The organism is Rhizobium rhizogenes NBRC 13257 (genome assembly GCF_000696095.1).
In the GTDB taxonomy this organism is placed as follows: Bacteria; Pseudomonadota; Alphaproteobacteria; order Rhizobiales; family Rhizobiaceae; genus Rhizobium; species Rhizobium rhizogenes.
Genome location: NZ_BAYX01000001.1, coordinates 342,925 through 365,391 on the forward strand (window position 1 = coordinate 342,925; position 22,467 = coordinate 365,391).

Genomic DNA, 22,467 nt, shown 5'->3' on the forward strand with positions numbered 1-22,467 from the left:
CTTCTAACGTGTGCAGTGCAAAAAGGCAATTCAAGGAGAGGCGGTCATCCGCTCTCGTGGTTCGAGACGGCCTTGCTGTCTTCCTCACCATGAGGGCTAACCCTCCGGGCAATCTAATGCCAAATCAGCGCTTGCGAGCAGCGCCGCGTTCACTCCACCTCATGCTGAGGTGCGCAGCCCAAAGGGCAGCGCCTCGAAGGATTGGGGCGGCCCGGATCCATCAAAGCTTTTCATATAACTTAGCGTTTTTCTCAATCTTTTGCTGTTAGCTGCCGCCATGGCGAAGATCGTGGCATTGGCGGCATATTTTTATCAGGCAGCGATTGCCTTCGGGTTGCTGATCGCGGTGGCGCATCTGTTGGCGCCGGCGGATTATGCCGCCTATTCGTTGTTCATCTCTATCAGCCAGTTCGCGGCGATCTTCTGTTTCGAGTGGATCCGCTTTGCCTGCAGCCGCTTCTATCCCGGCCAGGCGCTTGGCAGCGAGGCGGCGGAGCGTACGGCATTGAGCATCGAGTTTGCCGCCTGCGCCGTGATCTGCATTCTGGTTGCCGGTGTTTCGATCTTCTTTGCCGTATCGCCCCAGATTGCGGTGCTCGGCTGCCTTGTGGTCATCCTTCAGGGTGGCAGTGACCTGCATCTGACCATGCTGCGCTTTCGCCAGGAATTTCACGCCTTTTCACGCCTGCAGGGCTCCCGCGCCACCATTCTGGCCATTGGCACGCTGGCGGGTGCGGCGATCGCGCCGAATTTCACTTCTACGGTGGCGGGCCTGCTCGGTGGTTATGTCGCCTATAGCATCCTGGCGATGTTTCTTACCCGCAACAGCCTCCGCGAGGCGGCGGGTTTTCAGCCGCCGCTGGTCAGAAAACATTTCGTTTATGGCAGTGTGGCGGCTGGAGCCTCGGTCATCGGGCTTCTGGCGCCGCTTGGTCTGAAATCGATCCTGACGGCGGTCTTGGGGGCAGGTGGTGCTGCGGGCGCGCTGCTGGCGCTTGATCTGCTGCAGCGGCCTTTCGTGCTCATTGTCGCGGCTCTGCAGGCGATCCAATATCCCGATGTGGTGGCGACCTATGATCGCGAGGGCGCCACACCGGCGTTCCGGCGGCAGCTTGGCGGCTATTATTCACTGCTATCGGGTTTCACGCTGATGACGGCGGCGGGGATTTTCGCGCTGCTACAGCCGGTCGGTCATTTCGTCATCGCACCCGGTCTGCGCGAGGGCTTTCTCAGTGCTGCGCCGTTTGTCACCGGCCTTGCCGTCTGCCGGGCCTTGACACTGAATATGCTGCCGACGCCGGCGCATCTGCGCCATCGGCTATTGGCGATCTTTCTGCTGGCGGTGGTGGATTGCGTGCTGCTCAATGCCGGGGCTTTGGCGGGCGGCTATCTTCATTCCTTCAGCGACGGCGCGCTGATGGCGGGCGGCATGGTCGGCGCGCTGATCGCGATGGTGATTGGGGGGAAGGTGCTGATGGCATTGCCCTTCGATTTCGTCTGGCAGCCGGTCGTGCTTTCCGCCGTCGGACTTGCCGTGCCGGTTCTTGCGACTGTTGGCTTCGACTATTCGCTATGGATCTCGGTTGGAGCGGGGATTATCGGTGGCGGTGTCTTCTGCCTGCTCGGCCTCTACAGCTATTTCGTCACGATGTTCCGCCCACGGCTGGCATCGTAGCTCAGAGACTTTCGAGTATTCTCAGCACCTTTTCGGCGCTGCTATCCCAGGAGAAGCGGGCGACATTTTCATGGCCTTTTTGGCGGAGATCTGCGCGCAACGCCTCATCGTCGGCTATCCGACGCATGGCTGTGACCAGCTCATCCTGCTTCGTTGGATCGAAATAGAGCGCGGCGATGCCCGAGGCTTCGCGCACGGCGGGGATATCGGCCGCAAGCACAGGGCAGCCCTGCGTCATGGCTTCCAGCGGCGGAATGCCGAAACCCTCATAGAGGCTCGGAAAGACGAAGGCGGTGGCATGGCGCTCGAGTGCCGCGATTTCCGCATCGCTCAGCCGGCCGGGGAAAAGCATGTGGTCATTGGATTGAGGGCCTTCCGATTTGAATACGCTCGGCGCGGTGCCGCCGACGACCACCAGCTTTTGATCGGGATCGCCAAGTGCCTCGAAGGCACGGATGGCGAAATCGAGGTTCTTGTTCGGTTTCATCGTGCCGACCAGCAGGAAGAAGCCGTTCCTCTTGAGGCCCAGACGCTGGATGATGGTTTCGTCCGGCTCGATGGCGGCGAAATGATCGACGGCGTTATAGACGACATCGATGCCGTCTGTGGGGACGCGGAAGACAGAGGCCAGCTCCTTGCGGGAGAAGTCCGAGACAGTGCCGATCTTCGCCGTGCGGGTCAGCACTGAGCCGAGCGCGCCATGCAGCAGCCGATAGCTGCGCTTGAACGACTGCGGATGTCGGAAGATCGTCACGTCATGGATGATCACAGCCTGATGGCGATGCAGCAGCGGACCGCTGCCGCCGAAGCCGATCAGAAGGTCGCCTCGGGAGCGGGCAAGCAGCGCCGTCTGCTCCCAGAGATGACCAGGGCCTGAACCGAAAGCGTCGATCGATATGGCCGAGAGTTCGATATCGACCGGCGTGTTGCGCGGCACCGCCAGCCGCCAGTTTGCGCCCTTCAGTACGCCAGGCACAGCACCGGCGGCGATCTTGCGGTCGAGTGCCAGCGTCAGCTCTCGCGCAAAGCGCTGCACGCCTGACAGAGGCTGGCCGAGAAAACGCCCGTTGATGGTGATCGACTGCACACGAGTATCCCGATTTTCTAATATCGGGAATAGCTTGCGCCATTTTCTTTAGAGAAGCTTTAGCCTGGGATAAGAGATTTTAAGCAAGAGCGACTTTGCTGCTGATAATGGCGACGCCGCGCGTCCGCATCTCGTTGATCGCCGCTTGAACGCCGGCTGGATCGATGCCGCGGCTGGCATCCTCGATGAAGCGAACGATAACGCCCGGCAGCATCTCGACGGCGTCGAGCGCCGAGAATTTCACGCAATAGTCCGTCGCTAGCCCACAGAGATCAAGCTCGGTCACGCCCTCTGCGCGCAGCTGCGCGGCAAGGCCGGTGAGGGCCGCCTGATCATTATCGCGGAAGGCCGAGTAGCTGTCGACATCCGGCTTTTGACCCTTCTGCTGGATGAAATCGATGCCGTCGACATGGAGGGCGGGGTGAAGCCGGGCGTCCTCGGTATTTTGCACGCAATGGTCCGGCCACATCATCTGCGGCTTGCCGGAGAGCATGCCCATTTCGAAGGGTTTCTTGCCGGGATGGGCGGAGGCGAAGCTGCCATGGCCGGCGGGGTGCCAGTCCTGGGAGGCGAGGACCATGTCGTATTTGCCGCTGTCGATGAGCTTGTTGGCAACAGGCACCACCTGATCGCCTTCGGGAACCGGCAGATTGCCACCGGGGCAGAAACCGTTCTGGATGTCGATCAGCAGCAATGCTTTCATGAGGCTTGTCCTTCCGTTTCTGTTGCGCTGCACGATGCCAAGCGTTGCGCCGCGGATCAAGCCTTTTGCGCCGCGCCTGATCATCAGGCGCGGCGCAATGGTTTTCGAAAGCTTACGAGGGCTTGTGACCCTTCAGGCCGTAGAAGGCGATATAGACGTAGCAGATGATCGGCATCAGGAAGGCGAGGTGGATGCCGATGGTGTCGGCAAGCCCACCCTGGATCATTGGCAGGACGGCGCCGCCGACGATGGCGAGGCAAAGAATGCCGGAGCCCTGGCTCGTATATTTGCCGAGGCCATGCAGCGCCAGGCTGAAGATCGTCGGGAACATGATCGAGTTGAACAGGCCGATCGCCAGCACCGACCACATGGCGACATGGCCGGTCGTGAGCACGGTCACCAGAAGCAGGATGGCGACGATAATCGCATTGAAGGCCAACGCCTTGCCATCGTCGACATGGCGCATGACCAGCGAGCCGATGAACCGGCCGATCATGGCGCCACCCCAGAAGTAAGAGACGTAATGCGCGGCTTCGGCCTCGGAGAAATGGGCGATATCCGGCTGGCTCAGGAAGTTGACGAGGAAGCTGCCGATGCTGACTTCAGCGCCGACATAGAGGAAGATGCCGACCGCGCCGAGGACGAGGTGGCGATACTGCCAGGCGGAGCCGCCGCCGCGCATGGGTTCGATCGTTTCCTCATCTTCGACGTCGGGCAGTTTCAGTGCCGCAAAAATGGCGGCGAGCAGCAGGAAGGCTGCGCCGAGCATTAGGTAGGGGAGCTTCACCGCGCCGGCTTCAGCAAGCCTGATGGCATCGAGCTGTTCCGGCGTGGCGTTGGTGGCAGCGACCGTTGCGGCCGAGAGGATCAGCATGGCGCCGAAGATCGGGGCGATGGTGGTGCCGAGCGAATTGAAAGCCTGGGTGAGGTTCAGGCGGCTGGCGGCGGTATCCGGCGGGCCGAGCACGGTGACGTAAGGATTGGCCGCGACCTGCAGGATGGTGACGCCAGCGGCGAGCACGAAGAGGGCGCCCAGGAAGAGGGCGTAGATGCGGTAGCTGGCGGCCGGGATGAACAGGGCGCAGCCGATCGCGGCGATGACGAGGCCGACGACGATGCCCCATTTATAGCTGATGCGCTTCACCAGCGCGCCTGCCGGCAGCGACACGATAAAATAGGCGCCGAAGAAGCAGAGCTGGATCAGCATCGACTGGGTGTAGTTGAGCTGAAAGACACTCTTCAGGTGCGGCACCAGAATGTCGTTCAAGCAGGTAATGAAACCCCACATGAAAAAGAGTGAGGTGAGTGCGATAAGCGCGAATTGATAATTACCCTGGCCCTGGTGCGCGGAGACGCGACCGCCGGCGGGCGCAGAGCTTGTTGCTATGCCAGCCATTTTTTTATCCTCGATTTTTGTTTTGCCAGCTTTCGATTGTCGATCGGGATGGGGAACCCGGAATGCGCCGAACGGCAGGCTGGCAACGGCTTGCCGAGAGATCGCGGGAGGCGCGATCATTCGAAGCCGCTTAATCGATATAATCGATTAGCCCCTGATTGGTAGCTTGCTAGCGATGTGGATTTTGCAATGCAGCAATGTTTGAGGCGGGAGGCTGGTGTTGCTCTCACTACAACTCATAATATAGGTCGCGCCAATCCGGATTGGCGTTCTCGATAAGTTCGATTTTCCACTGGCGATACCAGCGTTTCAACGATTTCTCGCGTTGGATGGCTGATACGATATCAGCGTGATCTTCATACCATACCAACCGTGTGCAACCGTATTTCCAGGCAAAACCGGGTGTTAGGCCTTCTCGATGCTCGTAAATTCGGCGCTCCAGATCGGAGGTGACGCCGATGTAGAGCGTGCCCCGTTTCTGATTGGTGATGATGTAAGTATATCCACCCATGCGTGTATGATGCTGTGCGAATGACAGCCGTCAAGAGTGCAGAAAGTGGCTCACAGTACTTACGTTTGCCACCTTGGCTTAACACACACTCCGTCATCCTCGGGCTTGGCCCGAGGATCCACGCTCAAGCCTGGCAGTTTGTAAAACGGTACCGCCGCCAGAGGCTTTGGTTCCGACACTGCAGCTAGCGCTCTTTTCCTGTTGCCAAAAGCGAAGTTAAAGGTCGTGCAGAAATGCTTATGCCTGGATCCTCGGGCCAAGCCCGAGGATGGCGGAGCATGTGGAGGATGCGGAGGCACGTGGGGAGTGCAGAGGTTTCTAGCAATCAAAAGTCTCGCTCTTGCGAAATAGGCGAGTTCAAAAAAATAAACTCAATTAAAAATATACACTCGCATCAATTGCATCCGCTCGCGAATATAATATTGTTTGGCTGGGGATCAAATCGAGGGGCTGTCATGTCATTTAAGGAACAGGTTGCTGAACTGTCGAAGCGCGCAATTTCTGCGCAAAATATCGCCCTCACGGAAGAGGCGACCAAAAACGCTCTTGTTATGCCGTTTCTGCGAACGCTTGGTTTTGACGTGTTTGATCCAATGCAGATCGTGCCAGAATTCGTTGCTGATGTTGGTTTGAAGAAAGGTGAAAAGGTTGACTATGCGGTGAAGATCAATGACAGGATCGAGTTTATTCTCGAAGCCAAAGCTGTCAGTGCAAATCTTTCGCAAGCTCAATATAGCCAGCTATATCGATATTTTTCGACGACGGATTGTTCAATCGCGATTCTTACGAATGGCATACAAATCTGGTTTTTTACCGACCTAGATGCGCCTAACAAGCTCGATAGCAACCCGTTCTTTAAATTTGATCTTTTTGATTATGATGACAACGATCTGAAAGAGCTTGAGAAATTTCACAAAGAGAAATTTTCGATTGAAGATATCAAAAGTTCCGCCAGCACTCTCAAGCGAATGAAGGCGACGATCAGTTGTATCGAAGCGCAATTCAACGATCCCGATGATGAGTTTGTTCGCCTTATCTCTAAGGAAATATACGATGGGAAGCTCACCGCGGCTGTCGTTGCCGAGTTCAAGCCGATCATCAAGCGTGCGTTTGAAGATCTAGTTCGTCAGAAGATTCAAAAACGGTTGAGTGCGGCGTTCAATGAGAACGTGAACATTCCGACGATAAAGGATGTAGATTCGGTCACTCAGATCAACGATGACGGGGACGGCATCGAGACGACTCAAGAAGAGATCGATGGCTTTAATATCGTAAGAGCTATCGCCGCCGAACTAGCGGATGTATCGCGAATTGTTATGCGTGATCAGAAATCATATTGCGGCATCAATTTCGATGACAATAACCGCAAGCCGATCGTCAGGCTCCATTTTAATTCCAAGACCAAGTTCCTAACGATCTTCGACGCCGAAAAGGCGGGGTCTCGGTTTGATATCACGCAGACCGCAGACATCTTTAAGGCCAAAGCGCAAATTCAGGGTGTGATACAGTCTTACGTTGTCAACGGTTCCTGATCACACCCGCTCCACAAACCCATCCAACACCCGCTTCTGCCCCGCCCGGTCGAATTCGATCGTCAGCTTGTTCCCCTCGACGTCCGAGACATTGCCGTTGCCGAACTTGATGTGGAACACGCGGTCGCCGACGAAGAATTTTGAGGGTTCGGAGGAGGTGGATTTGGCGATGAGTTCGCCGTCGATGGTGCGGGTTTTGGGGCCGCTTTCGCCGTAGCCGATGCGTTCCACCGCGTGGCCGGAGCGGGAGCCCCAGTTGTCGCGGGTGGCGTCGGTTTTGTTGGCCTGGGCGCGTTTCCAGCCGGGGGTGGAATAGGAGTTGGCGAAGGGCTCGGTCTTGTCGAAGCGCGACTGGCCATAGCCGCCGCGGCCGTAACCGCCGTAGGATTGCTCCACTTCCGCGACTTCGACATGGGTGACCGGCAGTTCATCGAGGAATCTCGATGGGATGGTCGATTGCCATAACCCGTGGATGCGGCGGTTGGAGACGAACCAGATGTGGCAGCGGCGCTTGGCGCGAGTGAGGCCGACATAGGCGAGGCGGCGTTCTTCCTCCAGCCCGGCGCGGCCGCTCTCGTCGAGTGAGCGCTGGTGCGGAAACAGACCTTCCTCCCAGCCGGGCAGGAAGACGGTTTCGAATTCCAGGCCCTTGGCGGAGTGCAGCGTCATAATCGAGACGGCATCGAGATTTTCGTTCTGTTCGACGTCCATGACGAGGGAGACGTGTTCGAGGAAACCACGCATGGATTCGAAGCTGTCCATCGAGCGGATGAGTTCCTTCAGGTTTTCCAGCCGTCCGGGCGCTTCCGCCGATTTGTCGTTCTTCCACATGTCGGTGTAGCCGGACTCTTCGAGAATCTGCTCTGCGAGTTCGGTATGCGGCGTATTTTCGAGCAGGCCCTGCCAGCGGCGGAAGGATTGCACGACGTCGAACAAAGCCTTGCGCGGCTTCGGCTTCATCTCGTCGGTCTCGATGATATCGGCCGATGCCGCCAGCATCGGAATGTTGCGGACGCGGGCATAGTCGTGCAGCGCACGGACAGTGGTGTCGCCGAGGCCGCGCTTCGGCGTGTTGACGATGCGCTCGAAGGCGAGATCGTCGGCCGGCTGGCAGACCAGGCGAAAATAGGCCATGGCGTCGCGAATTTCGAGGCGCTCGTAGAAGCGCGGGCCGCCGACGACGCGATAGTTCAGGCCGAGCGTGACGAAACGGTCTTCGAATTCGCGCATCTGGAAAGAGGCGCGTACCAGTATCGCCATGTCGTTCAGTCTGTGCTTAACGCCGCTGGAATTGCCGCGCTGAAGCTGCTCGATCTCCTCGCCGATGGCGCGGGCTTCCTCCTCGGAATCCCAGGAAGCGTGCACCTGCACTTTGATGTCGTCGGGATCGGTGCGATCGGTGAACAGCGTCTTGCCGAGGCGGCCTTCATTATGGGTGATCAGATGGGCCGCAGCGCCGAGAATGTGCTCGGTGGAGCGATAGTTGCGCTCCAGCTTGATGACCTTGGCGCCGGGAAAATCCTTTTCGAAGCGCAGGATATTGTCCACTTCCGCGCCGCGCCAGCCATAGATCGACTGGTCGTCGTCGCCGACGCAGCAGACATTCTGCAACTCACCCTTCGGCCGCTGTGCCAGCAAGCGCAGCCACATATATTGCGCCGTGTTGGTGTCCTGATACTCGTCAACGAGAATGTAGCGGAAGCGCTGGTGATAGTCTTTCAGGACATCCGGATTCTGCCGGAACATGTTGATCGGATGCAGCAAAAGATCGCCGAAGTCGCAAGCGTTGAGCGTCTTCAGGCGGGCTTGGTAGGCGAAATAGAGCTCGCGGCCCTTGCCATTGGCGAAGGCGCGGGCGTCGCCCTCGGGAATATCGGCGGGGCTGAGGCCTTTGTTCTTCCAAGTGTCGATCATGCCGGCGAATTGCTTGGCCGGCCAGCGCTTGTCGTCCAGGCCCTCGGCCTGGATCAGCTGCTTGATCAGCCGGATGACATCGTCGGTGTCGAGAATGGTGAAGCTGGAGGAGAGGCCGACCAGCTCGGAATGACGGCGCAGCAGCTTGACGCCGATCGAGTGGAACGTGCCGAGCCAGGGCATGCCCTCGACCGCGCCGCCAACGAGCAGCGCGACGCGTTCCTTCATTTCGCGGGCGGCCTTGTTGGTAAAGGTGACGGCGAGGATCTGGCTGGGGAAGGCGCGGTTGGTGGAGAGGATATGGGCGATACGGGTCGTCAGCACCCGCGTCTTGCCGGTGCCGGCGCCGGCGAGCACGAGAACCGGTCCGTCCAACGTCTCGACCGCTTCCGTCTGTTCCGGATTGAGGCCGGTGAGATAGTCGGGCCGCCGGCCGCCATCGCGCGCCGCCATGGCGCGGGCCGCAATACCGCCGCCTACACTGGCAGGGCCGGGCGCTGGGGCGGGCCGGCGCGGAACCAGGTGTTCCGGCTCTTCGTCGAAGAAGGGAATGTCGTCATGTCCGATGGTCATGCGGCTCAATGTAATGATTCTGCCCTGAAAGGCAAAAGAAACGGCCCGAAAATAGAACAAAAAGTGCACATTCACAGGTGTATGGAGGTTATCAAGAGGCTATCCTACCCCTGAACGGGGATGTGGGGATGCAAATGAAATGCCTCGTTGTCCCCGCCAAGATTACAACTTTGTCATAATGCGTGGCAAAGCTTGCCGCATATGCTCAAAAAAACGATATTGCAGCAAATCGGGCACAATCCTGCGTTATATCGCGATTTGCCCTAGGGATTGGCCTCAGTAAGTGCGCTGGTGTGATGAGGCCATATAAAATTGACGACGCGATTTCATCGCCTCTGACAACGAGCCGGAGACGTACATGACCGCCTGGAAGCAGCTTTCGTTGTCTTTTCTGTTGCTAGTGGCAGGTATTGCCGCTGTGGTGGCTTTCGTGCCCGGCACGGCTGGATTGCTGCGGGCAGTTGGCGTCCCTGAAGCCGTCGTGGGGGCTATTGCGCCTGGTGAAAGCACCAAGAGTGAGAAGGCAGCGAATGGCGGTGGGCGGCGTGGCGCCGATACGCCGCTGGTGGTGACCGAGGCCGTGGTCAGCGGCGTGGTCAATGATCGCCTGAGCGCCATCGGCACCGGCGATGCTATCCGTTCCGTCGTCGTCATGCCGCAGGCGACGGGCACGATCCGCGAAATCCTCATCAAGTCCGGCAATCATGTGAAGCAGGGCCAGGTGCTGGCCCGCCTCGATGATGACGAACAGATCATCGCTCGCGGCCAGGCAGAGGTGGCGTTGAAGAGCGCTGTCGAGAAATCGCAGCTCTATCACACCATCAAATCCAGCGTGTCGCGCATGGATGTCTTCGACTCGGAGATCGCTGAACAGGGCGCCAGACTGGCGCTGCAATCGGCTGAGCTGGCGCTGAAGCGCCGGGATATCGTTGCGCCGATCGACGGCATCGTCGGTATCGTGCCCGTCGTCATCGGCGACAACGTCACGACGACGACCAGCATCGTCACGCTCGACGACCGTTCGGAAGTGCTGGTCGATTACTGGGTGCCGGAGCGGTTCGCCAATACGGTCAAGGTCGACCAGCCGGTCGAGGCGACGTCGGTGGCGCGGCCGGGACGGTTGTTCTCCGGTGTGGTCGAGGCGGTCGACAACCGCGTCGATGGCGCCAGCCGTACCTTGCGGATTCGTGCCCGTATCGACAATGCCACGGACGAGTTGCGCGCCGGCATGTCCTTCAATGTCGGCATGCGCTTTGCCGGCGAGACCTATCCCTCCGTCGATCCGCTGTCGGTGCAGTGGGACGGCGAGGGCTCTTACGTCTGGCGCGTCGCTGACGGCAAGTCGTCCAAGGTGCGTGTCAGTGTCGTGCAGCGTAATCCGGATGCGGTGCTGGTTCAGGCCGATCTCAAGGATGGCGACCGGATCGTCACCGAGGGGTTGCAGCGCGTGACCGAGGGCGGCGCCGTGCGCTTTGCCCGCGAAGTCGCCGAGGCCACGGGGGCCGTCACGCAATGATGGGGCACGGCAACGATACCGGCGATGGGGCCGGGACAGGCACTGGTTCCGGCAAGCAGGCTTTTACCGCGCTTTTCGTGCGCCGGCCGATCCTGGCGCTGGTCTTCAACACGCTGATGGTCGTTGCCGGCCTTGCCGCCTATTTTGGCGTCGAGGTGCGTGAATTGCCCGATGTCGACCGTCCGGTGGTGACCGTGCGAACCATGTTCGACGGCGCTGCGCCGCAGACGGTGGATCAGGAGCTGACCAAGGTTATCGAAGGCGCGGTTGCCCGCGTCAGCGGCCTGAAATCGGTCTCGTCGAGCTCATCCTTCGGCCAGAGCCGGGTGACGCTCGAATTTTCCGACGCCATTGATCTCTCCGTTGCCGCCAACGACGTTCGCGATGCGATCGGCCGCATCACCGAGCAGCTGCCCGACGAGGCGGACGCGCCGCAGATCGTCAAGGCGGATTCGGATTCGCAGCCGATCATGCGCCTTGCCGTCACCTCCAATACGCTGACCATGGACGACCTGACGCAGCTCGTCGACAATGAGATCACCGATCGGCTGGCCTCCGTCGATGGCGTTGCCGATGTCGAGCTTTATGGCGATCAGGAGAAAGTCTTTCGTATCGATGTCGATCAGGGAGCGCTTGCCGGGCGAGGGTTGACGATCGGCGACCTGACGACGGCGCTGGCAACGGCGGCGCTCGATGTGCCGGCCGGATCGTTGAAGAGCAATCGGCAGGATATCGTCGTGCGCGCCACGGCCGCGTTGCAGACTCCCGAGGACTTTTCGCGACTGATCGTCAAGGATCGCGTCCGGCTCGCCGATGTCGCGACTGTGACGCTCGGCCCTCGGGACGGCACGACGGCTCTCCGTTCCAACGGCGTGCAGGGCATCGGCCTCGGCATCATCCGGCAGGCGCAATCGAACACGCTGAACATCTCCAATGGCGTGAAAGCCGTGGTGGCGCAACTGTCGAAATCCCTGCCGGAGGGAACCCATATCGCGATCACCAGCGATGACGCCGTGTTCATCCAGGGTGCGATCCATGAGGTGGTCCTGGCGCTGATATTGTCGGGGCTGATCGTTACCATCGTCATCTATCTCTTCCTGCGCGACTGGCGCGCAACGCTGATCCCGGCGGTCACCATGCCCGTGGCGCTGACGGGCACGCTGGCGGCGCTCTACATGGTCGGCTTTTCGATCAACATCCTGACGCTGCTGGCGATCGTGCTTGCGACCGGCCTCGTGGTCGACGATGCCATCGTCGTTCTGGAAAACATCGTGCGTCGCAGGTCGGAAAAGATGGGGCCGCGTGCGGCGGCGGTGCTTGGCACGCGCGAGGTCTTCTTCGCGGTCATCGCGACGACGGCGACACTTGCCGCAGTCTTCATTCCGCTGTCCTTCCTGCCGGGGCAGGTGGGTGGCCTGTTCCGCGAATTCGGATTCGTCCTGGCTTTCTCCGTCGGCCTGTCGTCGATCGTGGCGCTGACGCTTTGTCCGATGCTGGCCTCGCGCATGCTGACCAGGGAGATGCGCGAGGATCACGGCATGCTCGGCCGTTTTGGCGCGCTGTTCTCCAGTGTCTATCGTCGTACGCTGGGCGCTTGTCTCAACGCGCCAGTGGTGGTCATCGCCTTCTGCGCGATCTTCTCCGCCGCAGCGATCTTTGCCTTCCTGGGCGTCAAGAGCGAGTTGACGCCGAATGAGGACCGCGCTCTGGTGATGCTCCGGCTGACCACGCCGCAGGGTGCCAGCCTCGATTACACCAAGGATCAGTTGCAGCGCGTGGAGGAGAACCTGCAGCCCTTGATGGACAGCGGCGATATCCGCAATGTCTATGCAATCTCCGGCCAGAACGGGCAGGTGAACACCGGCTTCATGGTGTTGACGCTAGCGCCCTGGAGCGAGCGCCATCGCACGCAGACCGACATCGTTGCCGATATCAACCGGGCAATGGCCCGCGTGCCGGCGCTGCGCGGCAATGTCTTCCAGTCGAATAGCCTACGCATTCGCGGCGCCGGCAGCGGCGTGCAGATGGCGCTGACGGGTAATGATCACGAGGCGCTGACGCAGGCGGCGCTGAAACTGGTGCAGGCGCTGGACGCCACCGGCCAATTTGATACACCGCGCCTTAACAACGAGCCGACCCAGGCGCAGGTCTCCGTCGCGATCGACCGCGAGCGCGCCTCCGATCTCGGCGTCGACATCACAGGCCTGTCGACGGCGCTGCAATCGCTGCTCGAAGGTCGCTCCGTCGTCGATGTTTTCGTCAAGGGCGAGGCATATCCGGTACTTCTGACCTCGACCATGCGGCCGATCGACGATCCGACTGATCTCGAAAACGTCTTCCTGAAGACCGGCGACGGCAAGATCGTGCCGATGTCGGTCATTGCCAGCCTGAAGGAGGGGGCGGTTGCGCCGCAGCTCACCCGCGAGCAACAACTGGCATCGGTGGCAATCACCGCCGGCCTCAAGAACAATATGTCGCTTGGCCAGGCCGTGGAGGAGGTGAAGCGGATCGCCGCGCCGCTTCTGCCGCCCGGCGCGCGGCTGATCCCGCTTGCTGAGGCGGCGACGCTGCAGGAGAATTCCAGCGGCATGGCGCTTACCTTCGGTTTCGCCATCATCATCATCTTCCTGGTGCTGGCCGCGCAGTTCGAGAGTGTGCTGTCGTCGTTGATCATCATGTCGACGGTGCCGCTCGGTCTCGCCTGCGCGATCTTTGCGCTCGTCATCACTGGTTCCAGCCTCAACATCTACAGCCAGATCGGTCTGGTGCTGCTGGTCGGCGTCATGGCGAAGAACGGCATCCTGATCGTGGAATTCGCCAATCAGCTGCGCGATGCGGGTGAGGGCGTGCGTGAGGCGATCGAGAGAGCTTGCGCGCTGCGTCTGCGTCCGGTGATGATGACCATGATCGCCACCATCCTCGGCGGCGTGCCCCTGGTGTTTGCGCATGGGGCCGGAGCGGAAGCGCGCATCGCGCTCGGCTGGGTGATTGTCGGCGGTCTCGGTTTCGCGACCCTGGTGACGCTCTACGTCACGCCGGTCGCCTATCTCCTGATTGCCCGCTTCGCCAAGCCGCAGGCCCACGAGGAGCAGCGATTGCACGAGGAAATGTCGGATGCCGCGCTCAGGGCGAAGCTGACGAAACTCAGGGCGGCGGAGTAACCGTACGTTTCGGCGTAATAGATAAATCGACTTCAACCAAAGATTTATAGTAACTCGACCGTTTCGATTAGCTGTTTATTAAACATGATTGTTAATCATAGGTGCCTGTAACCACCCGAGTTCAGGCGCTGTTTTTTGCCGGACTCACGTTCGCCGACACTGTCGGCCCGCGTGCATGAGCGCTCGCGGCATGGTTCCAATGTCTCCTTGTGCCTGTTGTGTATCGTTGCGTCCGGAGTCCGTGTGTCGTGAGTATTTTTTCGACCTTCATCAGGGTTAGTCCCTCCGTCAATATCGCGCTTGAAGTTCTCAGAAACACCCAATCGGATTTGAATGTCGCCCAGCGGCAGATGTCGTCCGGCCTGCGCGTGCAGACCGCTAAGGACGATGCCACCTATTGGCGGATCTCGGCATTGACGCGCACCGATATCGGCGCCGTGTCGGCCGTGCAGGATGCGCTGGGCCTTGCCTCCGCCACGGTCAGCACCGCCTCCACGGGCGTCACCAGCGCGATCGATGTCGTCACCCAGATCCGCTCGAAGCTGGTGAGCGCCTATGAGGGCAGCGTTGACAAGACCAAGCTCAATGACGAGATCACCCAGCTCAAGGATCAGCTTCGCAGCGTCGGCCAGTCCGCGAGCTTCAATGGCGTCAACTGGATCGTGCTTCAAGATGGTGAAGATCCCACCGAACCGCATCGGATCCCCGGTTCAGTCATTCGCAACACCGATGGTACCATTTCAATCGGCATGCTGGACTACGAAGGCGTCACCTCGACCAGTGGCACTATCGTGTCGACGGATGCGCGATATCTCCTCGATGACCAGTCCGGCGGCTCCGGCGGTTATGGTGTGCTCACCTCCACCGCCTTTGCGACGGAAGCCGGTGCGGCCCAGAATTATGTATTGGTCAGCAGCAAGTATGGTGACACCAACGGACAGGTGGAAATCTCGCTCGATGCGAATACGACGAATGGCGCTTTGACGGACATGGTCAATACCGTCACCGCCATGTTGCATCAACTGAACACCATAGGCTCGGCCTTCGGCTCACTGGAAACACGCGTCAACCTGCAGAGCCAATTCGCCAGCGATCTCAGCGATTCGCTCACCAGCGGCGTCGGCAAGCTTGTCGATGCCGACATGGAGCAGCAATCGAGCAAGCTGCTGGCGTTGCAGACCCAGCAACAGTTGGGGATACAATCGCTGTCCATCGCCAATGCGAGCTACAATACGCTGACGCAGCTTTTCCAGAATTTCTGAGGACAGAGCCTGTGTTTCAAGGGAAACAAGGCGGGTATCCTGGGATCTCGTCGCGCTCTCCCCCCGTGGTCTAGGTCGGGGAAATACAAGGCCGGGCGATGGCGCGGCTGATCGATCGCGGCAACGTGAAGATTCCGCTTCATCATATTGCCGCAATGCTCCATATCTGCTTCGGACCATCGAACCGGAGAGCGACGATTCCATGATCAAAAAAATTGCCATTCTTGCCATCTCGGCAGCCTTTCTTAATGCATGCACGACGACCGACCCCTATACGGGCGAGCAGAAGGTATCCAATACTGCGGGGGGCGCCGCGCTCGGTGCCGGCGTCGGTGCCGTTGCCGGTCTTCTCATCGGCCATTCACCGGCTTCGCGCCGCAACGCCGCGCTGATCGGCGCCGGTGTCGGGGCGCTCGCAGGTGCCGGTATCGGCAACTACATGGACCAGCAGGAATCCGAACTGCGCGCGCAGTTGCAGGGCACGGGTGTCTCCGTCACTCGCGTCGGCGACCGCATCATCCTGAACATGCCGTCGGCCATCACCTTCGATATCGACCGGGACGAGATCAAGCCGGAATTCTTCGCGACGCTGAACTCGGTCGCGATCGTGCTTCGCAAGTTCAACCGCACGCTGATCGACGTCAACGGCCATACGGATTCGACCGGCAGCCTGCAGCATAACCAGGATCTGTCCGAGCGCCGCGCCGGCTCGGTTGCCTCCTATCTCGGCAGCCAGGGCATCGACCAGCGCCGCGTTTCGGCCGTCGGCTTCGGCCCGACGCAGCCGGTTGCCAGCAACGCCAACGAATCCGGCCGCGCCCAGAACCGCCGCGTCGAAATCCAGATCGCGCCGATTACGCAGAACGGCTGATTTTGCAGCCCACTCAATTGAAAAGGCCGGATCGCGAGATCCGGCCTTTTTGCTTTTAATCAGCGTGTCTTCACGCGTGCATCGCCGCGCCCTTGGTAATCTTGTCAACGATCTTCTTGTCGGCGCGTATGGCAATACCTACCACCTTGGCGTCTTCGGGCGCGAACTCCGAGAAGACCGCACGGTTGGCCGCGTCATGGCCGGTCGAGAACATTTCCTCGATGAAGATCGAGGAGGTGATGCCCCGTTCTAGCGAGCGGCGATGGATCGCAGCGATCGTTTCTTCGTCGGCGGATAGCACGATCATCGGCTGGATCGACAAGGCGTTGTAGCGATTGCCTGCGCGATCGCTGTAGGGCTCGCCGATAATGTCCGGACACTGCCCGGCAATCCCGGTCGACAGGAAGGCGGTCACGTTCAGTTTTTGCCAGGACTGAAGATTGTTTCGCAGAACGATCGCGATTTTGGTATCAAACATCGGTAGCCACTTTCATGCTGTCTGGGAATAAGCCATTGCACGAAGAGATAGCCGGTCGGGCCTTTGAGGGTCTTGAACGTTTGTGCGTGGGGCCGGAGGCGAACCGCATCGTATCGGCGCCCGCCTATCCCGGCATCGAGCGCATTCATGCGCAATTTCATGGCGACGCCTTCGATTTGCACCGACACGATACTTATGCTCTTGGCGTCACCATCCGCGGCGTGCAGACCTTTAGCTATCGCGGCGAACGCCGCTACAGCTTGCCGGGCCGGGTGATCATCCTGCATCCGGACGAGGTGCATGATGGCGGTGCGGCGACCGATGATGGGCTGATCTACCGCATGCTCTATCTCGAACCGTCGATGCTGATACAATGCCTGGAAGCAGCGCGTATTGGGCTGCCTTTCGTCGATGAGCCGGTGATCGAGGATGATCGTCTCGCCGGTCTGCTGCTCGCCGCACTGGGCGAACTCGACCGCGAGCTGGATGAGCTTTTCGTCGACGATTTTATTTCACGCATGGCGACAGGGCTCGCTTCGCATGCGCGCCTGCCGCAGAAGCCCTTGGGACTTATCGCCTGGGGCCAGGTCAAAACGGCGCGGGATTATCTGGAAGCGCATGCCATGCGCGGCGTTCGCTCGGAGGAGCTCGAGCGCGTTACCGGCCTCGATCGTTTCGCTCTGTCACGGCATTTCCGGGCCGCCTTCGCCACCAGCCCGCATCGCTTCCTGCTGATGCGGCGGCTGCAGCGGGCCAAGACGATGATCGGCGACGGCGAGCCCATTGCCGAAGTGGCGGCCGCCACGGGATTCGCCGACCAAAGCCATCTGACCCGTCATTTCAAGAAGGCGTTCGGCATGGCGCCGGGCGCATGGGGTGGGATGGTCGGCGCCGCGCGGCTATCGGTGCGGCACCCATAAGCAAGCAGCGTCGCGGCAATGCTCAGAGCATGCCGAGGAACTGCTTGAGCTCCGGCGTTTTCGGATTGGCGAAGACGTCGCCCGGCGGCCCGATTTCATGGACGCGACCCTGATGCATGAAGACGACGCGTGAGCAGACGTCGCGAGCGAATTTCATCTCATGCGTGACCATCAGTAGCGTCATACCTTCGCTGGCGAGTTCGCGGACGACCGCGAGAACCTCGGCCACCAGCTCGGGATCGAGTGCGGAGGTGATTTCGTCGCAAAGGAGTGCGATCGGCTGCATGGCGAGCGCTCGGGCAATAGCGACACGCTGCTGCTGGCCGCCCGAGAGTTCGTCGGGAAAGGCGTCGAACTTATGCCCAAGCCCGACGCGGTCGAGCATGCGCCGCGCCATAGCCTCGGCATCGGCCTTGGAGGTCTTCTTGACGACCATCTGCGAGAGCATGACGTTGCGACCGGCGCTCAAATGCGGAAAGAGGTTGAACTGCTGGAAGATCATCCCGACCTTCAACCGCAACGCCTTCAGATGCAGCTCGTCGGGCAGAAGCTGGGCGCCGGCTACGGAAATCGAGCCGTCATTGATGTTTTCAAGCCCGTTGATGCAGCGCAGCAGCGTCGATTTGCCCGAGCCGCTCTTGCCGATGATGGCGATCACCTCGCCGGGCTCGACGTCGAGATTTATGCCTTTCAGCACCTCGTTTTCGCCAAAGCTTTTGCGGACTTCAGTGGCCTCGATGAGCGACATTCAGCTTCCTTTCCAGGATCTGGCTGCTCTTGGACAGCGGCCAGCACAGGGCAAAATAGATAAGGGCGACGAAGCCGTAGACGGTGAACGGCTGGAACGTCGCATTGGTGATGATCGTGCCGGCCTTCGACAGCTCGACGAAGCCGATGATCGAGGTGAGGGCCGTGCCCTTGACCACCTGTACCGAGAAGCCGACCGTCGGTGGGACGGCGATGCGGAGCGCCTGCGGCAGGATGACGTAGCGCATCTGCTGCATGTAGCCCATTGCGAGGCTCGCGGAGGCCTCCCACTGACCTTTCGCCACCGCCTCGACGCAGCCGCGCCAGATCTCGATGAGAAAGGCCGAGGACCAGAGGATCAGGGCGACAGCAGCGGCAAGCCAGGCCGGCACGTCGATACCGAAGAGCCCGAGGCCGAAGAAGGCGAGGAAGAGCTGCATCAGCAGCGGCGTGCCCTGAAAGAGCTCGACGAAATATTTGACGGCGATGCGAGCAACCTTGTTCTTGCCGATGCGCAGGAAGAGGAGGATCGCTCCGACCGTGCCGCCGCCGATGAAGGAAACGAGCGAGAGCAGAATGGTCCAGCGGGTGGCGAGCAGCAGGCCGCGCAGAATGTCCCAGGTGGTGAATTGAATCATCGGCGGACCCTGCGCGGAAAGATGAGCGAACCTGCGGCTGTGAGCAGTTGCCGCAGGATGATGGCCAGAAGCAGATAGATCGCCGTGGAGACGAAATAGGCTTCGAAGGCGCGGAAGGAGCGGGACTGGATGAAGTTTGCCGCGAATGTCAGATCCTCGGCGGCGATCTGCGAGACGACGGCGGAGCCGAGCATGACGATGACGACCTGGGACGACAGGGCCGGCCAGATGCGCTGGAGCGAGGGAACCAGAATGACGTGGCGGAACGTCTCGAATGGAGTCATCGCCAGGCTGGCGCCGGCCTCGAACTGGCCGCGCGGCGTCGCCTGGATGCCGGCGCGGATGATCTCGCAGCTATAGGCGCCCAGATTGACGATCATGGCGAGATTGGCCGCCGTGATTTCGCTCATATGAATGCCGATGCCGGGCAGTCCGAAGAAGATGAAGAAAAGCTGGATCAGGAACGGCGTGTTGCGGATGAGCTCGACATAGGTCGCGACAATCGGCTGGAGCCAGCGTGGACCCAGAGCCCGCGCCCAGGCGCAGGCAATGCCGAGGGCGATGCCGACCACCGCGCCGACCAGGGTCAGTTCTATGGTGACGAGGACGCCCTTGATCAGAACCGGATAGTATTCGGCGAGCCAGCCGAAATCGAAGTGATAGCGCATGAAATGGTGCCTCGCTCGGCTCCGGCCGCACCATCGGATGAGGGTGTGGCCGGGCTTGCGTTGATCAGAAGCCGGCGGGGAGGTCGGCGCCCAGCCATTTCTGCGATATCTTGCCGAGCGTGCCATCGGCTTTGGCGGCGGCGATGATGTCGTTGACCTTTTTCTGCAGCGCGGGTTCGCTCTTGTTCAGGCCGATGAAGCAGGGGGAGTTGGTGATGAGGAACTTCATCTCCGGCTTCTTCGGCGGGTTTTTGGCGAGAATCGCGGCGGCAACGACGTTGCCGGTGGCCACCAGGTCGACCTGGCCGGACAGGAAGGCCGAGATGGTGCCATTATTGTCTTCGTAACGCTTGATCGTCGCATCCTGCGGGGCGACCTTCGTCAGCGCCAGATCCTCGATGGCGCCGCGCGTGACGCCGATCGTCTTGCCAGAAAGATCCTCGGGCTTGGTGGCGGCGACATCAGCAGGGCCGAAGACGCCGTTGAAGAAGGGCGCATAGGCGTCGGTGAAGTCGATGACGGCCTGGCGCTCGGCATTCTTGCCGAGGCTCGAAATCACCAGGTCGACCTTGTTTGTCTGGAGGTAGGGAATGCGGTTGGCGCTGGTGACCGGCACCAGCTCGGTCTTCACGCCGAGTTTTTCGCCGATCAGATTTGCCATGTCGATGTCATAGCCCATGGGCGCCATATCCGGCCCGACGCTGCCGAAAGGCGGGAAGTCCTGGGGAACGGCAACGCGGATCGTGCCTCGCGAGGTGATATCACTCAAGGCGTCCGCCCGGGCTGCGTGCGGGCTCGACAGCGACCCCATCGCCAGCATCGCCATACCGAGTGCCGTGAGCAATTGTCTGCGCTTCATCGAATGTCCTTCCAAACGTGGCTATGTGTAACTGCCGGACCGCACGCAAGAGGTATGCCAGTCGGTTGAAGGATGTGCTCGCTCGCTCAAGACGTGCTTTCTCTCGGAGGGAAATTTGCGGCAAATGCACAATTCGGCCGAGTTTTGCTTAAAAAATATGCAAAATAGCCGATCCTCCGCATCGTCTGACACTTGTCGGCGATCGCAATCGCGGCGGCTTGATCTTGGGCTGGCGAGTGCTCGCGCCGTGTGGAAACCACGGGAGATTTTCATGACTGGACAGCGTCGTTCCGATGCCCCATAGAACCGCAAAAGGTTAACGCGCTCTTATATGTTTTTGATGGGAGATTCGGGACGATGGCTCTGGCTGACGCGAAGGCGGGGATACGCAACGAGGCAGGGATTGCTGCCGTTCTCGGCATTCTGAAACAGGCCTTCGGCGAGCGTTTCCAGACCGGCGAAAGTTTTCGCGCCCAGCACGCGCATACGACTACCTATATTCCCACGCAGCTTCCCGATGGAGTGCTCTTTGCCGAGACGAGCGAGGACGTGCAGGCGGTCGTCAAGGCTTGCGCCGAGCATAAGGTTCCAATTGTCGCCTTCGGCACGGGTTCCTCGCTGGAGGGACAGGTGAATGCGCCGCAGGGCGGAATTTCCATCGATTTCAGCCGGATGAATCGGGTGCTTGAAGTGAATGCCGAGGATCTCGACTGCACGGTCGAGCCCGGCGTCACCCGCGAACAGCTCAACACCTATCTGCGCGACACCGGCCTGTTCTTCCCGATCGATCCCGGCGCCAATGCCTCGATCGGTGGTATGACGGCGACGCGCGCCTCCGGCACCAATGCCGTGCGCTACGGCACGATGAAGGACAATGTGCTGGCCGTGACCGTGGTCGCCGCCAATGGCGAAGAGATCCGCACCGCCCGTCGCGCTAGGAAATCCTCCGCAGGTTATGATCTGACCCGGCTCTTCGTCGGCTCGGAAGGGACGCTCGGCGTGCTGACCTCGGTAACGCTGCGCCTGCAGGGCATTCCTCAGAGGATCGCAGGCGGTGCCTGCGCCTTTCCGACCATCCATGCAGCCTGCGATGCAGTCATCATGACGATCCAGATGGGTATTCCGGTTGCGCGGATCGAGCTTCTCGATGCCGTCCAGCTGCGGGCCTGCAATGCATACTCAGGCCTCACCTATGACGAGCAGCCGACGCTGTTCCTCGAATTTCACGGCACCGAAGAGACCGTCGCGCTGCAATCGGAACAGTTCGCCGAGATCGCGGCGGAGTGCGGTGGTGGCGAATTCCTCTGGACCAGCAATCTCGAGGAGCGCAACAAGCTCTGGAAGGCGCGCCACGATGCCTATTGGGCGGCGCGTGCGCTTGCACCGGAACTGGCGGCACTGTCGACGGATGTCTGCGTGCCGATCTCAAGGCTTGCCGAATGCGTTGCCGAGACCCAGGCCGACATTGAGGAACATGGATTGCTGGCGCCGATCGTCGGGCATGCCGGCGATGGTAATTTCCATGTGCTGGTGCTGTTCGACGACAAGACGCCCGAAGGCATCGCCGTCGTCGAAGCCTTCGTTGCGCGGCTGAATGCGCGGGCGCTGGCCATGGACGGAACCTGCACCGGCGAGCATGGTGTCGGGCAGGGCAAGATGTCGTTTCTCGAGCAGGAACTTGGCGGCGCCGTCGATCTGATGCGCCAGGTCAAGCACGCTCTCGATCCAGACGCGATTTTCAACCCGGGTAAGATCTTTCATGGCCATTGAAAAATGGAATACTCCATGATCCCGGCTTGCCCCTTGCGTGAATGGCGCTAGGCTACGACGTTCCGTATCTCGGGAGCCGCGGTGTGGTTTGGATAGGGATCGGATTCGCAAGGGATCGAGGCTGCTTTTTTGCCTATATGGCTGGATATGTGATGCCTTGTATATAGGAATGCAGAATGGAGACGG

The 22,467-nt window shown here is 60.2% G+C and carries 18 protein-coding genes; 8 read left to right on the forward strand and 10 right to left on the reverse strand.

The window, feature by feature from the left end; all coding sequences use genetic code 11:
* Window positions 1-277 precede the first annotated feature (277 nt).
* Entirely contained in the window at window positions 278-1,675 is a 1,398-nt protein-coding gene (locus RRH01S_RS01620; RefSeq protein WP_042469719.1) for a hypothetical protein, read from the forward strand.
* A gap of 1 nt (window position 1,676) precedes the next feature.
* Here the strand turns inward: RRH01S_RS01620 and RRH01S_RS01625 are convergent, their stop codons facing one another.
* The 4 genes from RRH01S_RS01625 to RRH01S_RS01640 form a co-directional block, all read right to left on the reverse strand.
* Window positions 1,677-2,762 carry a glycosyltransferase family 4 protein gene (locus RRH01S_RS01625; protein ID WP_042469721.1) on the reverse strand — a complete coding sequence of 362 codons (1,086 nt, stop codon included), beginning with the start codon at window positions 2,760-2,762 and terminating at the stop codon, window positions 1,677-1,679.
* Between the two features lie 79 nt (window positions 2,763-2,841).
* The gene (gene pncA / locus RRH01S_RS01630) at window positions 2,842-3,465 is read right to left on the reverse strand and encodes a bifunctional nicotinamidase/pyrazinamidase (RefSeq protein ID WP_042470008.1); all 624 of its coding nucleotides are present in this window, start codon (window positions 3,463-3,465) and stop codon (window positions 2,842-2,844) included.
* Between the two features lie 112 nt (window positions 3,466-3,577).
* Window positions 3,578-4,861: an L-fucose:H+ symporter permease gene (gene fucP / locus RRH01S_RS01635; protein ID WP_042469723.1), complete on the reverse strand. Its 1,284-nt coding sequence runs from the start codon at window positions 4,859-4,861 to the stop codon at window positions 3,578-3,580.
* Between the two features lie 229 nt (window positions 4,862-5,090).
* Window positions 5,091-5,372, reverse strand: a complete 282-nt coding sequence (locus RRH01S_RS01640; protein ID WP_042469725.1) for a GIY-YIG nuclease family protein — start codon at window positions 5,370-5,372, stop codon at window positions 5,091-5,093.
* A 455-nt stretch (window positions 5,373-5,827) separates the two neighbouring features.
* On the opposite strand from RRH01S_RS01640, the gene RRH01S_RS01645 reads away from it, so the two are divergent.
* Complete coding sequence (locus RRH01S_RS01645; RefSeq protein WP_042469727.1) at window positions 5,828-6,904, forward strand: type I restriction endonuclease; 1,077 nt, start codon at window positions 5,828-5,830, stop codon at window positions 6,902-6,904.
* On the opposite strand, the gene RRH01S_RS01650 is transcribed toward RRH01S_RS01645, so the two are convergent.
* The gene (locus RRH01S_RS01650; RefSeq protein WP_042470010.1) at window positions 6,905-9,391 is read right to left on the reverse strand and encodes an ATP-dependent helicase; all 2,487 of its coding nucleotides are present in this window, start codon (window positions 9,389-9,391) and stop codon (window positions 6,905-6,907) included.
* Window positions 9,392-9,749: 358 nt separating this feature from the next.
* Between RRH01S_RS01650 and RRH01S_RS01655 the strand changes: the two genes are divergently transcribed.
* The 4 genes from RRH01S_RS01655 (at window position 9,750) to RRH01S_RS01670 (ending at window position 16,201) form a co-directional block, all read left to right on the forward strand.
* Window positions 9,750-10,907, forward strand: coding sequence for an efflux RND transporter periplasmic adaptor subunit (locus RRH01S_RS01655; protein ID WP_037218598.1), 1,158 nt, complete (start codon window positions 9,750-9,752; stop codon window positions 10,905-10,907).
* A complete protein-coding gene (locus RRH01S_RS01660; RefSeq protein ID WP_042469731.1) occupies window positions 10,904-14,068 on the forward strand; it encodes an efflux RND transporter permease subunit in 3,165 nt (1,054 codons plus the stop codon). Before RRH01S_RS01655 ends, RRH01S_RS01660 begins: the two co-directional genes overlap by 4 nt.
* A gap of 248 nt (window positions 14,069-14,316) precedes the next feature.
* Entirely contained in the window at window positions 14,317-15,330 is a 1,014-nt protein-coding gene (locus RRH01S_RS01665; protein WP_042469733.1) for a flagellin N-terminal helical domain-containing protein, read from the forward strand.
* Between the two features lie 202 nt (window positions 15,331-15,532).
* Entirely contained in the window at window positions 15,533-16,201 is a 669-nt protein-coding gene (locus RRH01S_RS01670) for a YiaD family glycine zipper/OmpA-like lipoprotein (RefSeq protein WP_007697084.1), read from the forward strand.
* Window positions 16,202-16,271: 70 nt separating this feature from the next.
* On the opposite strand, the gene RRH01S_RS01675 is transcribed toward RRH01S_RS01670, so the two are convergent.
* Window positions 16,272-16,679 carry a DUF2000 family protein gene (locus tag RRH01S_RS01675; RefSeq protein ID WP_012651792.1) on the reverse strand — a complete coding sequence of 136 codons (408 nt, stop codon included), beginning with the start codon at window positions 16,677-16,679 and terminating at the stop codon, window positions 16,272-16,274.
* A gap of 14 nt (window positions 16,680-16,693) precedes the next feature.
* Here RRH01S_RS01675 and RRH01S_RS01680 point away from each other — a divergent pair, with 14 nt between their 5' ends.
* A complete protein-coding gene (locus tag RRH01S_RS01680) occupies window positions 16,694-17,599 on the forward strand; it encodes an AraC family transcriptional regulator (RefSeq protein ID WP_012651791.1) in 906 nt (301 codons plus the stop codon).
* 22 nt (window positions 17,600-17,621) lie between these two features.
* Here the strand turns inward: RRH01S_RS01680 and RRH01S_RS01685 are convergent, their stop codons facing one another.
* The 4 genes from RRH01S_RS01685 to RRH01S_RS01700 all read right to left on the reverse strand — a co-directional run bounded on the left by RRH01S_RS01685 (window position 17,622) and on the right by RRH01S_RS01700 (window position 20,478).
* A complete protein-coding gene (locus tag RRH01S_RS01685) occupies window positions 17,622-18,347 on the reverse strand; it encodes an amino acid ABC transporter ATP-binding protein (RefSeq protein ID WP_042469735.1) in 726 nt (241 codons plus the stop codon).
* Window positions 18,325-18,984 carry an amino acid ABC transporter permease gene (locus RRH01S_RS01690; protein WP_012651790.1) on the reverse strand — a complete coding sequence of 220 codons (660 nt, stop codon included), beginning with the start codon at window positions 18,982-18,984 and terminating at the stop codon, window positions 18,325-18,327. Before RRH01S_RS01690 ends, RRH01S_RS01685 begins: the two co-directional genes overlap by 23 nt.
* Window positions 18,981-19,652: an amino acid ABC transporter permease gene (locus RRH01S_RS01695; protein WP_012651789.1), complete on the reverse strand. Its 672-nt coding sequence runs from the start codon at window positions 19,650-19,652 to the stop codon at window positions 18,981-18,983. Before RRH01S_RS01695 ends, RRH01S_RS01690 begins: the two co-directional genes overlap by 4 nt.
* Window positions 19,653-19,716: 64 nt before the next feature.
* On the reverse strand, window positions 19,717-20,478 hold the full coding sequence (locus RRH01S_RS01700; RefSeq protein WP_085946440.1) for a transporter substrate-binding domain-containing protein: 762 nt from the start codon (window positions 20,476-20,478) through the stop codon (window positions 19,717-19,719).
* Between the two features lie 390 nt (window positions 20,479-20,868).
* On the opposite strand from RRH01S_RS01700, the gene RRH01S_RS01705 reads away from it, so the two are divergent.
* Window positions 20,869-22,281 (forward strand): FAD-binding oxidoreductase, encoded by a 1,413-nt coding sequence (locus RRH01S_RS01705; protein ID WP_042469737.1) that lies wholly within the window; start codon window positions 20,869-20,871, stop codon window positions 22,279-22,281.
* Window positions 22,282-22,467: the final 186 nt, after the last annotated feature.